Origin of the sequence: Wolbachia endosymbiont of Drosophila ananassae (assembly GCF_008033215.1) — a bacterium.
In the GTDB taxonomy this organism is placed as follows: Bacteria; Pseudomonadota; Alphaproteobacteria; order Rickettsiales; family Anaplasmataceae; genus Wolbachia; species Wolbachia pipientis.
Map to the genome: position 1 here is coordinate 276041 of NZ_CP042904.1, position 14382 is coordinate 290422.

Sequence of the window (14382 nt, forward strand, 5' to 3'; positions counted from 1 at the left end):
CCAACAACATTCAATAAATTTGTGTAAGATGCCATTTTACATAAGATGAATTAGAAGCATTTTTTGATTTTAAAGTACTAAACCTTCAGTTAACCTTTTAGCCCTATAGTTCTTGATATGATCTGGATCAAAGGCCTTTTTTGAACTTAAAACACCAAAAACTATATGAAGTAACTTACGCATTGCAGCACCAACTATGGCCATAGCATGCTTGCCTTTCTCTTTTAATCTTTCGCAAGAAGCCATAATGATAGGATTATGCTTTTTAGCTGCTATAGCAGGAAAGTACATTGCTTTACGTAATGTTCGTGAACCGGTTTTACTTAATCTGGGCTTGGCATGTACGGATGAGCCTGATGTTATATTTTGTGGTATAGTTCCAGCATATGCTGCCAATTGCCTAGCATTTATAAAGGCTTTTATACCAGGAATTTCAGCTAAAATAGCTATTGCTGTTTCCTCTCCTATTCCTGGAATAGTTAATAGGAGTTGAAAATCTTCCAACAATTCTTTGTGTTGTTTTAATAGTTCGCGTATGGAGTTTTTTATTGTTTCTATTTTTTGCTCTATGTTCATTGCAAGGTCTTCCCAAGCATTTGCAACTTCTTTAGGCAGTCTCTCTTTCTTTTCTAAATGATTATTTGCTAATGTTAACTCATCCTTTAACGCATTTGAGCAACGATAAAGATGTTTTAATTTTTTCTTTTCAGGAGAAGGTGGTGTCCAACGAGAAGGTTCCTGTCTTTGACAATAATCTGCAATAATCTCTGCATCAGTCTGGTCATTCTTTTGTCGTGTAAGCTTACTTTTTGCATAAAATCTTATGCAAGCTGGGTTTACAACACTAACGAAATATCCAGCGTTGTGGAGGAACTCAGCCAAAGCTTCGCTATAACAACCAGTGGATTCCATGCAAGCTTTTACTTCTTCTACGTTATGTTTTTGTAGAAAGTTCAGTAGACCTTGAAACCCAGTATCATCATTTTTAAATTTCCTTTTCCTAGTTTCACGCTTTCCTTTTTTACTTATGAATGAGAGAGAAACATCAAAGCGTTCTTTTGAAACATCTATACCTAAAAAGTTGTTGATCATATATAACTCCATATACTACTATTAAAAATGAAAAGTAAGGCTTACCTTGTGAATACAGAATTAGAACCATTTAGGCCTTTCTACGATACCGTCCAGCCTCTACTTTTGAGAAGGGAACTCTTTTCTTTTCTACAGATTTTATATCTAAGGAATCTTCCAGAGTTCTTCCCTTCTCCACCTAATGCTTAAGCTTAAAAACACTAGATGCTTTTTTCAAGATACAAGGTCTCTTATCACTGTGTCTAAGGTCCAAATGTTGGAAAGCATCTCTTATATTAGTAATTCTGCGTATTATTTCGTAGATATGTGAAACATTAGCATTATTACTTAATGAAATTCTCCTAGATTGTTCAGATTTTTCCTGTATTCTATTACTAATTTCACAATTAAAGTCATCAATGCTTATACCACATGATGTTAAAATACGAACCATATCTTGATTGTCGTTTTCTGATGCAGAATATAATGCTGCCTCATCCTTATAATCACGAAAATTGACATCTCCTCCACTTGATCTATAAACGCTAATTATAAACTCTTCTAAGCTCATCTTATGATTTTCTTCCAAATACCTTGACACTTCCTTAAAATATTCTTTATCGGTAGCAAGTTTGTGTAGAAATGATTGGCCTGAAATTTTTTCTAATTGATCTATAATGATCCTCTGTAATAACATAATTAGCCTCCTATTAAAGTTTCAATACTATTGATAAAATGATACAGTATTATAGTTCTTTAGTCAAGGTGAATATTAATATATTAAGGTTAAAACTGCCAATTAGCAGTCAAAAGAATAAAATGAAATATCAAGTGATATCCTCTATAATTAAATTTTTTGAATGAAGAGATGACGGTTCGCGTAGGAATTAATGGTCTGGGTAGAATAGGCAGAGGCGTATTGCGTGCTATTTTCGAAATAGAAGAATATAGCAAACAAATAGAAGTTGTAGCTGTCAATGGATCGCTCAGTGCAAAGCAGCATGCACATTTGATTAAATATGATTCTGTTCATGGCAAATTCAGTGGTGATATTGATTTTAATGAGTCTCAAAATTGGATTTCTATAAATGGCAAAAAGTTTTCTTTATATAGAGAACGGAATCCTGAAAATATTCCTTGGAATGTTGATGTAATACTTGAATGTACTGGTGCATTCAATAAACGTGAAGAAGCAATAAGGCACAATGCAGAGAAAGTAATTGTCTCTGCTCCAGTTCCGGATGCTGATGTCACTATAGTTTATGGTGTGAATGACGATATGCTCGAAAAAGAGCATAAAGTGATATCAGCAGGTTCTTGCACTACAAATTGCCTTGCTCCGATTGTGAAAGTCCTACATTCTAGTTTAAGCATAAAAAGCGGTTTTATGACTACTATACATGCCTACACGAATGATCAAAATGTTCTTGATGGTAATCATAAAGATTTGCGTAGAGCAAGGGCTTGCGGATTATCTATGGTGCCAACTACAACCGGGGCAGCAAAAACAATTGGTTCTATAATTCCTGAATTAAAGGGAAAGCTAGATGGCACTGCCGTCAGAGTTCCGGTTAGCAATGTTTCTATGGTTGATTTTAAATTTACAACTGATAAGAAAGCGACCGTTAAAGAAATCAATGAAATGTTTAAGGATGCAGCAAGCAATGTGCTTTCTGTATGTGCGGAACCTTTAGTCTCAATAGATTTTGTGCATAACCCTTATAGTGCAATTGTGGATTTAACTGGTACATATGTTACAGGTGATATATGCAGGGTTGCAGCGTGGTATGACAATGAGTGGGCTTTTTCGCTGAGAATGTTAGACATAGCATTATTGAGCTATAGTAAAGTATGAACTGGAACTCAAACAAATACGCCTCATTTTATGAGCACTTTGCGGAACTCAGAAAAAGAGTTATCTTTTGCTTTCTATTTTTTTGCGTTGCTTTTGGTTTTTGTTATTACTTTAAGGAAAATATATACCGTTTTTTACTCGCACCTTTAATAGAAGCAACAAAAGGTAGCGAAGGTTTTTCTTTAATTTACACAGACTTAACAGAGGCATTTTTTGTGTATCTCCAAGTTGCAATAATGAGCGCACTTTTGTTTTCTTTTCCTGTGTTTGCATGGCAATTTTATATGTTCTTAGCACCTGGGTTATATAAAAGTGAAAGGGCAGTGTTGTTGCCATACTTGATTGCAACACCGGTTTTATTTGTAACGGGAGCTACTGTAGTCTATTACTATATATTTCCTTTAGCCTGGAAGTTTTTCATCACTTTTGAACATAGTGGGAAATCTTTCGGTATACCAATAGAGTTTATGCCATCAGTTAGCGAATATTTAGACCTCGTTCTCCAATTTATGTTTGCTTTTGGCACTGCATTTCAAATTCCAGTAATACTCACATTAATGGTGAGAGTAGGGTTACTCACTACACAAAGTTTGTCAAATAAACGCAGAATCGCGATAGTGGTAATTTTTATTATCGCTGCAATCTTAACTCCACCTGATGTATTAAGCCAAGTAGGGCTTGCAATACCTATGCTGATTCTATATGAATTGTCCATTCTGATATGTAGGTATATTGAAAAAAAGAAGACAAAGATTTAAACAAAGAAATCCCTCTTATCTCCTTTATATCACATTTTTAACTTACAACATTCTTATTCAAGACTTAAATATGGAAATGTTTTATAAATTGATTGTAATACTTTGTTAAGTTCAGTCTTACTTTTGATGATCAATAATACTGTATCATCACCTGCTATAGTTCCTATAATTCCTATGTTTTTGCTATTATTTAATGAATAAATAACATATTTCTGATCTAGAAAGTAAGCCAGACTGCTAGCTTGTCCTGGTTGGGTATGTAGTACTATTAAACCAAAATCCGAAATTTGCATATTAAGTATCAATGGTAATTGATACTGGTTGATATCGATTACTTTATATACACCAGCAACTTTGGCAATTTTAAGTTTTTTTAATTTTCTTGATAAAGTAGCCTGAGGAATGTTGTGCCCTCTTTCTTTAAGCAAGGTCTGTAAATCGCTCTGCTCTAAAATTTCGTGATTTTGAATAATATTTAAAATATGTTCACCTAGTGTGTTGTCATGCATTATGCATTTTCCTCATATTGAATATGTAATAAGTATATTTGAAATTATATTCATTATTTCTTGACTATTCAATTTTTAATGTCTATACTCATAAGATGAATAAAACATGAATATAAATTAGTAATATGAAAAAATATATTTTAAATGCTATTATAGTGATAAGTATTCTATTAACAGGATGCAAGGAAGATAAACACGATAATATCATTAGATTTGCAATTTCTGCAGATTATCCACCTTTTGAATATTATGAAAATGGTAAATTTACTGGCTTTGACATTGAGCTTGCTCAATTAGTAGCAAAAGAGTTAGGTAAAGAAGCGATATTTAAAGATATGCAGTTTAGTACTATATTTGCAGCATTGCAAAGTAATTCTGTAGATGCTGCTATATCTACTATTGGTAGCACAGAAGAGCGTGAAAAAAATTTTGATTTTTCAAATAGTTATTATACAGGGGAATTTGGTATTCTATATCACAAAAATAAACCCATAGCCGGTATAAACAACTTAACTCACAAGAAGATAGCCGTTCAACTAGGAACTGTCATGGAAATTTGGCTAAAAGAGCATGTTCCTACAACAGCTCAAATTATTGCTATAGACAATAATAATCAAGCTGTAGAAACATTAAAGTCTGGTCATGTTGATGGCGTCCTAATTGATGAATTCCAAGGTAAAGTATTTAGCAAAAAAAATCCTGGTCTATCATGGTCAGCCATCGCTAAGTCAGATAATGGTTATTCTATTGCTGTGAATAAAAGATCTGATTTAAAGGATAAAATAAACGAGGCGTTAAAAAGTTTAGAAAGTAAAGGTGTAATACAAAAGATAGCAGAAAAATGGCTAGGAGATAACTGATGCAAGAATTAATTTCTAATTTCTTGTTTGTTGGAACAGGCCTTGCCTTTACTTTAAAATTATTGATTGGAGGACTGCTTTTAGGTATGAGTCTAGGAGGGTTATTTTCAGTACTCAGATATAATAAGATCTGTATTCCATTAATTAATGGAATTATATCTGTAATACGTGGCACCCCCCTTATATTACAGTTAAGTGTTGTTTATTTTATGACTCCAACCATTGCAGGAATTAAATTAAACATATTTAGTGCTGGCATTATAGCATTTGGTCTAAATAGCTGTGCTTATATTGCTGAGATTTTACGAGCTGGTATTGAAACTATATCAAAAAACCAGTTTGAAGCAGCTAAAACTTTACAAATACCTAGTTTCTATATGTGGAGAGATATTATATTACCACAAGTTATTAAAAATATTCTTCCTGCAATGATAAATGAGATCATTGCACTCCTTAAAGAAACGGCATTAATCTCTACTATTGGTGGTGTTGATATTATGCGCTCTGCGCAAATGCTTGCAGCAGAACAATTTACTTATTTTATACCACTTTGTCTTGCTGGGGCTTATTATTACGCTCTTGTATTACTAATTGAATATATAGGCAAAAAGATTGAACAGAAAGGTATATATGATAAAAATGCATAATGTTTGTAAATTATTTAATAATATTCCAGTACTTAATAATATTAACCTGATTATAGAACAATCTATAGTTGGTCTTGCTGGTCCTTCTGGTAGTGGTAAATCAACATTGTTACGTTGTATACAAAAACTCGAAGTTTTAGATTCTGGTAGCATTGAATGCAATGATAGTACTGGTTTTGTATTTCAGGATTTTCAACTTTTCCCACATATGACTGTCTGGGAAAATCTTACATATGCTCCCAAGCTTAAAAATAAAACTCAGGATCAAAGTTATTCACTACTTGAGTCTTTGGGTATTGCCTCTAAAAAAAATGATTACCCTAATAATCTATCTGGTGGGCAAAAACAGCGGGTTGCGCTTGCCAGAAGTTTAATGATGAATCCAAAGATTCTATTATGCGATGAGCCAACGTCTGGTTTAGATGTAGCAACAATAGTCGACGTTGTGGAACTACTACAATCAGTTAGAGATATGGGTATTACTATGATTATCGCTTCTCACAATTTGGATTTTTTAACAAAAATATCAGATCGGATTATTCTGTTAAAAAACGGAAAAATAATTGTAGATATCAATCCTAAAGAAATTGATGAACCAACAAACTATTTAAAAAATAATTATTAAAAGAGAATCACTCATATCATACTGAGAGCTATAACAGATCTTAGCATCGAAAATTACATAATATACATTATGGAAAATAAATTACATAATATAAGAAGCAACGCTAAAAATAAAATTACATAATGTAAGAAGCAAGGTTTTCCTGCGTCATACAGCGATTCATTCGCGGTATCTCGGCATAGATTCCGCTAACTAGTAGCGGAATGACGAATTTTTGTTTTTCAAACTGTCGGTAAATCTAAGTCAGTTTAGCTATATGTGTCAAGCACTGGGATGACACCCTCCTGATGGGCCAAAATCACAATGTTCGTACAGTTATGGAATGAATCGCGGTATGATGTGTTGCTTTGATCAGCTATAAAGATGATGCTGCGGAAGTTTTTAGTACTTGCTCGCAACTTTCAACAATTTAATAGCACTGGTGTTTACAACCTCTCCGCCGACACGCTTAGTGACAAAAAACCTCACATAAGGTTTATTCGTATAAGGGTCTCTTAATATTCTCATTCCTCTGTTATCTACAATCTTATAAGCTTGTTTGAAATCTGCCATCGGCAATTACTGGTAGCTGATTGTTTGGCGCTGGTGGCATATCGGCAGATTGATATACTGGTATTCCCATTAAAGTATCTGGAGCTTCAAGCGACAGACTTGGCTGCCAGAGATACTGACCTGTTTGAGATTTTAGCAGCCTGATATCCTTCAACGTACTCCTGTTTATCAAAAATGACGCATTTTTGGAATAATATTCGTCCAGAGAGTAATACAACATCATTATTGAATCACTATCTAATTTTTCAGTTTTAACTTGCTCTATTTTATTATAACTGTTTCCATTTTCATAAGCTAAAATTCCTTTTGGTTGAAAAGTGCCCTCACCCTTAATGAAGGCTTCGCTTTCTTCCTTACTAAAAGTCTCGGCAATCTTTTCCACCAGCCAACTCTCAACATCGACAAACGCATCATCGAGTAACTTTTGTGATATTTGTGGTTGAGCATATAACTCGTAAGTCGTGATAGAAATCTTTTGGATTTTGGGCGTGTCCGTATCTTTTGCAAAATCATACTTAGACTTATTGCCACCGTCCTCATCATCTACTGTTTCACTGCTCCAACCTGCACCGGCGCGGTCAAAATCTTCTATAATGTAATCCAATGTTTCAGTAGAGATTCTTTGACTGGAGCATATTTGTCGCATTGGGGACGAATCAATTACGCGCTTGCTTATGCGTTTTACAATATGCGGAGTAACTAGATACCCCCCGATATCATTATCATCTCCACTGAGGGTTTTGTGCGATAAACCGCTTTCCATTCCCTTGCGGATATAATCAGAAAAATATTTATCGCTTGTGCTAAAATCTGTATTTACTTCTGGACGTTGAGCTGCAGTTTCGATCAAGTCTAAACGCTCTTTGCAACCATCAATGGCATTATTTACCTTGCATAGCTGCTCAATTGTTGCAGAATCAGCACGCCCTTTGCTTTCAATTTCTTTTAGTTTGCGATCATTTATTAATTTAAATTGCTCCCATGATGAAGCGAGTTCATTGATACGGTGAGCGATATCGGTAAGTGACATAATAGCCTCCTTTGAAAATGAAATAAAAATGGAAATAAGGTAATAAGAATGGCATCCATAGATGTTTCCCACAGTTGTACGAATATTGCAATATGGTACATAGTAAACGATGTCATTCCAGTGCTCCCTTTCTTGTCATCCGAGTAGCTGACACTGGGATCCAGCTTCTATGCAACTTAATTAAAAACGTTTGTTTTAGCGTAAGACAACTACCTTTAGCTCATCAGCTCAGTTATAAGCAAAATTTCTGGATTCCAGTGTCAAGCACTGGAATGACATCATCTGTTGTGCAATTTACCTTTAAAAATGAATATCCGTACAGTTATGTGCTTGGCACTGAAATGGCATCATTTTTTATCTGTTGAAAATGTAAACCGGAAAATAGCGTGGCACTTTGTGCCACGCTTAGTACTGTAAGCTTAATCCAGTAATTAAATTAAGCGAGGTAAAATAAAAAATAATGACACTATATAATGTTCGTTCTTTTATGTCAAGCACTTTTTTGAATTTTTTTGGTGATAATTTTTATCCAGTTATTTTATTATTGTAGTATAATTTCAATGCCAGATACTATCATTATGATCACTATCTAAATTTAAATCGTAATTATCATCAAATTTATATATCCCCTCCATCTCTTCTCTATGCAATTCATGTGAATCACCTAAAGCTTTTTGATTAGAAACGTCAACACAATACTGTAACAGTGCTCTTAATGCTCCAGCACTATCTTGATCTAAATTAAAATTGCTAAAATCAAATTTCTGCATATTCTCCACATGTCCTTCTCTACATAACCTACATATCTTAGCAAAAGCCCTTTCACTTTCTCGACTCCAAGCATTAAGAAAGTAAGGATCTACTACTTTGCTAAATTGTTTCTCTATCTCTTCAAGAGAGCTCTCTGGATTAAGTTCTAATATTACTTTGAAAATCCCACTGCCATGGAATCCATAAAATTTACTAGATAAGCTATCTTTTACAAAATTAACTGCATCATCTATTGTAACACCAGAGCGAGATTCAAATATCATCTCAAATGCTCCATAACAACTATCAATACCAAAATTAATTATTTTTTCCATAAAATCAATTACCTCTTCTAAGGAAATTTGTGGCTTATTCCTCAAGATAACTTCTAAACTCTTGACAAAATTATGCCCATGCTGACCCATAGCATGGGTTTTCCCATTTATTGTATAATGATATAGCTTCTTATTTTCTATTATATGCTTATTGCACTGGTAGATATGTAGCTTATTCAATTTGCCAGAATATTCCTCTATTTCCTTATCTGGTAATTTTGAGCGGAATTCCTTGATTACTTCGCGTATTATTCTATTGATATTACTCATGCTTATTCCTAATTAATATGTTAGTATTTTTATAAATTAAGTTATTATATTAAAATTCTTTCATGGATTTCAATATTAGCTCCGCACTACTTGTAGTTTTTGTAATGGGTCTGCCAATGACGATATAATCAGCTCCTGAATTTATTGCTTCTTTTGGTGTTGCTGTTCTTTTTTGGTCGTCATGACCTGGATCTATACGAATTCCTGGAGTAATAATTTTAAAGTCTTCACCGCATTCTCGGCGCACTTCTTGAGCTTCTAGTGCAGAACAGACTACTCCATGGAGTCCAATCTTTTTTGCAAGCTTTGCAAGCAAAATTACCTGTGATTTTGCCTCTCTTGCTACTCCAAGCTCGTTTAAATCCTCATTGCTCATACTAGTTAGCACTGTCACTCCAATCAGCTTTATTTTTGTGCCTTGCACTACACTTAGCGCTTCTTCAAGCATTTTTGTTCCACCGCTGATGTGCAGAGTTAACATTTCAATGTTCAGAACTTTTATTACTTCAACTGTTTTGGCTACAGTGTTTGGAATGTCATGCAATTTCAGATCTAAAAAAATTGGTACATTGCATTTTGCAACTTCTTGCACTCCAGAAAGACCTTGAGCAGCAAAAAATTCTAATCCCAGCTTTACCATGCCAACTTTACCACGCAGAGCATTAGCTAGAGAAATAGCCTTATTTAAGTCTTGTGTATCCAGTGCGCATATTATTGGGTTCATTATCTTGCATGATTTATCTTATAATAAGACTCATTGTTGTGTTTTGCAAATACTTTCACTCTGATTGAACTGACTGCGTTCATAAGATTCTGTCAATAGTGAATTTGGCAATTTGATCGGAGTGGATGAGCGACTGTTATATCCAGAATCTTCCTCAGACTCATATCCAGGATCTCCTGCATGTAAAGGAACAGATGTTTCGTCTGGTAATGATGCATATTCAGAATCTTTCCCAGATGTTTTGCCTCGCAAATCTTGTACAACTTCTTCCAGTACAGACTTCATTACTGGAATCTCCTGTAATATTACTGTTTTATCATCATTTTTGATCACTTTACTTCTCTTTATTGATTCTTCTAACTTGCATAACATATATTCTGTTATCCTTGCCACATAAGACATTTTTTCTTCCTTCTCTCTCAACAAATCTTTTTCAAGTTGTTCTATTTCAGAGGATTTCTCTAAAATTAAATCTTCTAATCTTTTCAACTCATTGCTACAACTTTCTCTCATTCTTTTCTCCCTGCTACTACAGCGTTCCATTTCCTCGCTGAACTCCTGCCAACTATAACTGCAAGATAAAACCTGACGTAAATCCTCTTTTTCTTTGTTGACCTCTTTAATTTTACATTGTAGCTTATCTAAGCTTATGTACAGCTTTTCTTGTTCTTCGCGTAATTCCTTTACTTCTTTAGAAAGTTTATTTTTTTCCTTATTCAATACCTCTACTTTTTCACTAAGTTCATGTTTTTTCTCACGTAGTGCCTTTTGTACTTCACGTAACGTTTCTATTCTATCATTCAACCCCTTATTCTCTAGCTCTAAATGTTTATTATCATCCACTTCCATCTTCAGCTTTGCAATAAATCTACTTCTTTCTTCCAACTGTTTCTTCAAACATGAGATTTCAAGTTTTAATTTCTCTTCCTGCTCACTAAGCTTACCTATTTCCTTTCTTGTTTTGTCCAATTCATTGTTTATTTCAAACGTATGATTCTTTGCTGTTTCTAATTTTTTCTCTAAAGATTCTTTTTCTTCAAGAAGAGATTCTCTCTCAACTTCTGACTCATTTACTTTCTGATTCAATTTTTTTGCTCTCTTGTCTAAATTTTGCTTTTCTCGAGTTAATTCATGTTTTAATTTTTCCACTTCTTTGTTTGCAGCTTTTTCAGCTTCCTTTCCTAGAGTTATTTTATTTTCCAACTCTTGCTCTTTCTGAGCGAATTTATTTCTCTCAACCTCTATTTTTTTATTATTACTAATTATTTTACATGAAAGTGCAAGCACCAAAATAGATAATGTAGCTAAAGCAAGAATTAGAGGAAGAGGCACATTAGAAGTTACAATAAGCGCTAAAGATGTAAGTAACGTAAGAGTAGCTAAGGAACTAGCTACAAAATAAAATGCATTAGCCTCACTAAGCAAATTGCTCATTACTCCCCTCCCCCCCACGTTCAGCAGTCTTGTATATATTTATTAAAATTCTCTTATCTGTGGAGGAATTATAGTGCTGCACCTACAACAAACTTCCCATCTTCAGTCTGCTAGCTAAAAAATGACTTAGACCTTGTGTATCGAGTGTACAACTGTACTCAAAATGTGTGGCAGCTGTTGGTCGGGGTAGAACATCCACTGGTATATCCAGGATCTTCCATAAATGAAGGAACAGACGTTTCGCCTGGCAAATATTGTGCAGCTTCTTCTACTAACACAGACTTTGTTGCTTGAATCACTTGTAATATTACTTTTTTATCATCATCTCTGATCACTTCATTTTCCCTTACTAATTTTTCTACCTCATCTGTTACATATTCTATCATCCGTTGCAAAAAAAGCACTTCTTCTTTTTTCTTTTCCAATAAAGCTTTTTGAAGTTGTTCTATTTGAGAGGATTGCTTCAAAAGTGAACTGTTTAATTCTTTCACCTTATTATCGCGATCATCATTCACTGTTGTTAATGTGTTATCAGATTCTTTCTCTTCTTTTTGTAAAGATAATGACTCCTTTTCCAGCTCCTTAATTTTAGATAAGTACTCTTTCTCCTTTGTACACAATTTATCAACTTTACTTTCAAGATCAGTGCGCTTTTGACGTTCATCACTAACTTTACCTTCTAATTCTTTCTTTTCCTTTTCCGACTGGCATAACTTCTTCTCTAATTCTTCTATGTCGCTTTCTGAGCTCTCATGTTGTTCTTCCGATTCTAAAGTTTTTAATTGTTTTACTTCTTCTACTTCTACTTTTTTTCTTAACATAGTTAATTGAGTACGCAGAGAAGAAGCTTCTCTACTTTTATGTTCTAATTCCAAGTTTAATTCATCTTCATATTCCAATCTTAAGCGTAACTCATCTTCATATTCTGACTTTAAACATAACTTATTCTTTTCACTTTCTAATTTGCATTGACACAATTCCTCCATTAAAGAATCTACTCTTTCATTCAATCTTGTATTTTCATCACGTAACTCTTGGTGTTCAAGAGAAAGCATCTCCTCCTTATGTTCTAACTGACCTTTTACTTTTGCTTCCAATTCTACATTATTACTAATTATTTTATACGAAAGTGCAAGCACCAAAACAGATAATGTAGCTAAAGCAAGAATTAGAGGAAGAGGCACATTAGAAGTTACAATAAGCGCTAAAGATGTAAGTAACGTAAGAGTAGCTAAGGAACTAGCTACAAAATAAAATGCATTAGCCTCACTAAGCAAATTGCTCATTACTCCCCTCCTCCCCCCACGTTCAGCAGTCTTGTATATATTTATTAAAATTCTCTTATCTGTGGAGGAATTATAGTGCTGCACCTACAACAAACTTCCCATTTTCAGTCTACTAGCTAAAAAATGACTTAGACCTTGTGTATCGAGTGTACCATTGTACTTATAATGTCTAGTTAGCTATTGATCAGGGTAGAACATATACTGGTATATCCAGAATCACATAAAGCGTCATTCAGCTTATGTGATGGTCTGGATGTGTATTGCTGTGATTCTCCTATAGAATTTTCAATTTTCCTGTTAGTCTGCTTATTCGACACCTTTTTAATATTATGAGTCCTCTTAAAACTTCGACAAATAGCCGCAGTCTTAGTCTTGTCACGTACTTTACTTGCACAACCTTCTATTTCCTTTAATAAACTAATCAGATTTGCTGGTGAAAAACCCTCACTAGTATTGTTTAAAATTGTATGAGCGATACTTTGCAAATTTTCCTTCTGACAATACTTGTTGATTATTTTTTTACGCGTATCTGTACCTAATGTAGGAATCTCAATGTGATTGCCTAAACGACCTCCCCTAACAAGTGCCTTATCTAAAATACCTATATGATTAGTTGCAGCAATCACCGTCACACCTTTTACATGGTCAGCGCCATCAATTTTAGTTAAGAAATGTTTTAAATATTGTACATTATCATCAGAACTATACGCTTTGCCAAAGCCTTCAATTTCATCTATAAAAACTATACAAGGAGCGTTTTCTTCTGCTTTTTTAAAAAGATCATCTATATTTTTTATATTAAACAAACTAGAACCAGAAACACTTATAAATGCAGATGTATCTTTAGTTTCACTCGCAATTGCCTTAGCAATCATAGTCTTACCAGTTCCTGGTAGACCATACAAAATTTATCCTTCTCCTTTTTTTAGAGCCGCATCTGATTCTTTTTGTGATTCATAAATCTCTTTCAGCTCTTGTTTCTTCTCATTTTGAAGTATAACATCATCAAATGTTGTCTTATATCTTTTTTTACCTTTTTCATAAAACTTCATCTGCAGCTCTTCTTTTACTTCAACTTCCTTCACTGCATCTTCTATTAACTTTTTCACTTCATCTTTTGTTGCAGCATTACCAATCTTTACCTCTAGCTCTTTCTTTAGCTCTTCCGCTGCATCTTCTATTAACTTTTTCACTGCATCTTTTGCAGCACCATTAAGCCCTGCCTTTAGCTCTTCCACTTCATCTTTTGTTGCAGCACCATTAGCTTGCCTTGAAATTTCATCTAATTTTGTTTCGAGATCACTAACTTTCTTATTTAGCCCTTTGATTTGAGGTTCTAAGCTTTGTATTGTATTTTCTTGCTCTGCAGCTAATTCAGTTTTTTCATTAAGCTCCGCTCCTTGAGCAGCTAATTTTTTATTTCGACTAATCATCTTGCATGAAAGTACGAGTATCAAAGTAGATAGTATAGATAAACTCAAGGCAACAGGAAGAGCTACATTAAAGGCTGCAATTGAAGATAAGAATGCAACATAAGGAGCAACAGCGAGTGTCCCAGATGCAAGCAATGCCAAAGTAGCAAGAGTACCAGCTATAAGATATGGCGCATTAGTTTTATTATATAGATTTCCCACTATCGTTCCCTCATAAGTTAAAGTTATCGTTATGGTAACGCT

17 protein-coding genes are annotated in these 14382 nt (G+C 34.1%); 6 read left to right on the forward strand and 11 right to left on the reverse strand.

Features of this window, described 5'->3' with window-relative positions; all coding sequences use genetic code 11:
- Positions 1–69: 69 nt before the first annotated feature.
- Positions 70–1092, reverse strand: a complete 1023-nt coding sequence (locus EA652_RS01375; protein WP_007548332.1) for an IS110-like element ISWen2 family transposase — start codon at positions 1090–1092, stop codon at positions 70–72.
- Positions 1093–1270: 178 nt separating this feature from the next.
- Complete coding sequence (locus tag EA652_RS01380) at positions 1271–1768, reverse strand: hypothetical protein (protein WP_007552378.1); 498 nt, start codon at positions 1766–1768, stop codon at positions 1271–1273.
- 171 nt (positions 1769–1939) lie between these two features.
- On the opposite strand from EA652_RS01380, the gene gap reads away from it, so the two are divergent.
- Together gap and tatC are read left to right on the forward strand one after the other, a co-directional pair.
- Positions 1940–2926: a type I glyceraldehyde-3-phosphate dehydrogenase gene (gap, locus tag EA652_RS01385; RefSeq protein ID WP_012673113.1), complete on the forward strand. Its 987-nt coding sequence runs from the start codon at positions 1940–1942 to the stop codon at positions 2924–2926.
- Entirely contained in the window at positions 2923–3684 is a 762-nt protein-coding gene (gene tatC / locus EA652_RS01390) for a twin-arginine translocase subunit TatC (protein WP_012673114.1), read from the forward strand. Before gap ends, tatC begins: the two co-directional genes overlap by 4 nt.
- A gap of 53 nt (positions 3685–3737) precedes the next feature.
- Here the strand turns inward: tatC and EA652_RS01395 are convergent, their stop codons facing one another.
- Positions 3738–4193 carry an arginine repressor gene (locus EA652_RS01395; RefSeq protein ID WP_007548899.1) on the reverse strand — a complete coding sequence of 152 codons (456 nt, stop codon included), beginning with the start codon at positions 4191–4193 and terminating at the stop codon, positions 3738–3740.
- A gap of 125 nt (positions 4194–4318) precedes the next feature.
- Between EA652_RS01395 and EA652_RS01400 the strand changes: the two genes are divergently transcribed.
- Genes EA652_RS01400 through EA652_RS01410 form a run of 3 tightly spaced genes read left to right on the forward strand, consistent with a single transcriptional unit; the run spans position 4319 to position 6325 of the window.
- Complete coding sequence (locus EA652_RS01400) at positions 4319–5053, forward strand: substrate-binding periplasmic protein (protein WP_007548900.1); 735 nt, start codon at positions 4319–4321, stop codon at positions 5051–5053.
- Positions 5053–5700: an amino acid ABC transporter permease gene (locus tag EA652_RS01405; RefSeq protein WP_007548901.1), complete on the forward strand. Its 648-nt coding sequence runs from the start codon at positions 5053–5055 to the stop codon at positions 5698–5700. Before EA652_RS01400 ends, EA652_RS01405 begins: the two co-directional genes overlap by 1 nt.
- On the forward strand, positions 5684–6325 hold the full coding sequence (locus EA652_RS01410; RefSeq protein WP_012673115.1) for an amino acid ABC transporter ATP-binding protein: 642 nt from the start codon (positions 5684–5686) through the stop codon (positions 6323–6325). The genes EA652_RS01405 and EA652_RS01410 overlap by 17 nt, the downstream gene beginning before the upstream one ends.
- A gap of 381 nt (positions 6326–6706) precedes the next feature.
- Here EA652_RS01410 and EA652_RS07265 read toward each other — a convergent pair whose 3' ends face one another.
- Together EA652_RS07265 and EA652_RS01415 are read right to left on the reverse strand one after the other, a co-directional pair.
- Positions 6707–6877 carry a phage major capsid protein gene (locus EA652_RS07265; protein ID WP_044471203.1) on the reverse strand — a complete coding sequence of 57 codons (171 nt, stop codon included), beginning with the start codon at positions 6875–6877 and terminating at the stop codon, positions 6707–6709.
- Complete coding sequence (locus tag EA652_RS01415) at positions 6852–7907, reverse strand: phage major capsid protein (RefSeq protein ID WP_007548903.1); 1056 nt, start codon at positions 7905–7907, stop codon at positions 6852–6854. Before EA652_RS01415 ends, EA652_RS07265 begins: the two co-directional genes overlap by 26 nt.
- Positions 7908–7999: 92 nt before the next feature.
- Between EA652_RS01415 and EA652_RS01420 the strand changes: the two genes are divergently transcribed.
- On the forward strand, positions 8000–8272 hold the full coding sequence (locus tag EA652_RS01420) for a hypothetical protein (RefSeq protein ID WP_121692651.1): 273 nt from the start codon (positions 8000–8002) through the stop codon (positions 8270–8272).
- Between the two features lie 192 nt (positions 8273–8464).
- Here EA652_RS01420 and EA652_RS01425 read toward each other — a convergent pair whose 3' ends face one another.
- The 6 genes from EA652_RS01425 to EA652_RS01450 form a co-directional block, all read right to left on the reverse strand.
- On the reverse strand, positions 8465–9262 hold the full coding sequence (locus EA652_RS01425; protein WP_007548904.1) for a hypothetical protein: 798 nt from the start codon (positions 9260–9262) through the stop codon (positions 8465–8467).
- 49 nt (positions 9263–9311) lie between these two features.
- Positions 9312–9986: an orotidine-5'-phosphate decarboxylase gene (gene pyrF / locus EA652_RS01430; RefSeq protein WP_006280567.1), complete on the reverse strand. Its 675-nt coding sequence runs from the start codon at positions 9984–9986 to the stop codon at positions 9312–9314.
- Between the two features lie 30 nt (positions 9987–10016).
- Complete coding sequence (locus tag EA652_RS01435) at positions 10017–11420, reverse strand: coiled-coil domain-containing protein (RefSeq protein ID WP_007548905.1); 1404 nt, start codon at positions 11418–11420, stop codon at positions 10017–10019.
- 158 nt (positions 11421–11578) lie between these two features.
- A complete protein-coding gene (locus EA652_RS01440) occupies positions 11579–12706 on the reverse strand; it encodes a coiled-coil domain-containing protein (RefSeq protein WP_007548907.1) in 1128 nt (375 codons plus the stop codon).
- Positions 12707–12879: 173 nt separating this feature from the next.
- Entirely contained in the window at positions 12880–13611 is a 732-nt protein-coding gene (locus EA652_RS01445) for an AAA family ATPase (RefSeq protein WP_049749678.1), read from the reverse strand.
- Positions 13612–13614: 3 nt separating this feature from the next.
- Positions 13615–14340 carry a hypothetical protein gene (locus EA652_RS01450; RefSeq protein ID WP_095866562.1) on the reverse strand — a complete coding sequence of 242 codons (726 nt, stop codon included), beginning with the start codon at positions 14338–14340 and terminating at the stop codon, positions 13615–13617.
- Between the last annotated feature and the right edge of the window lie 42 nt (positions 14341–14382).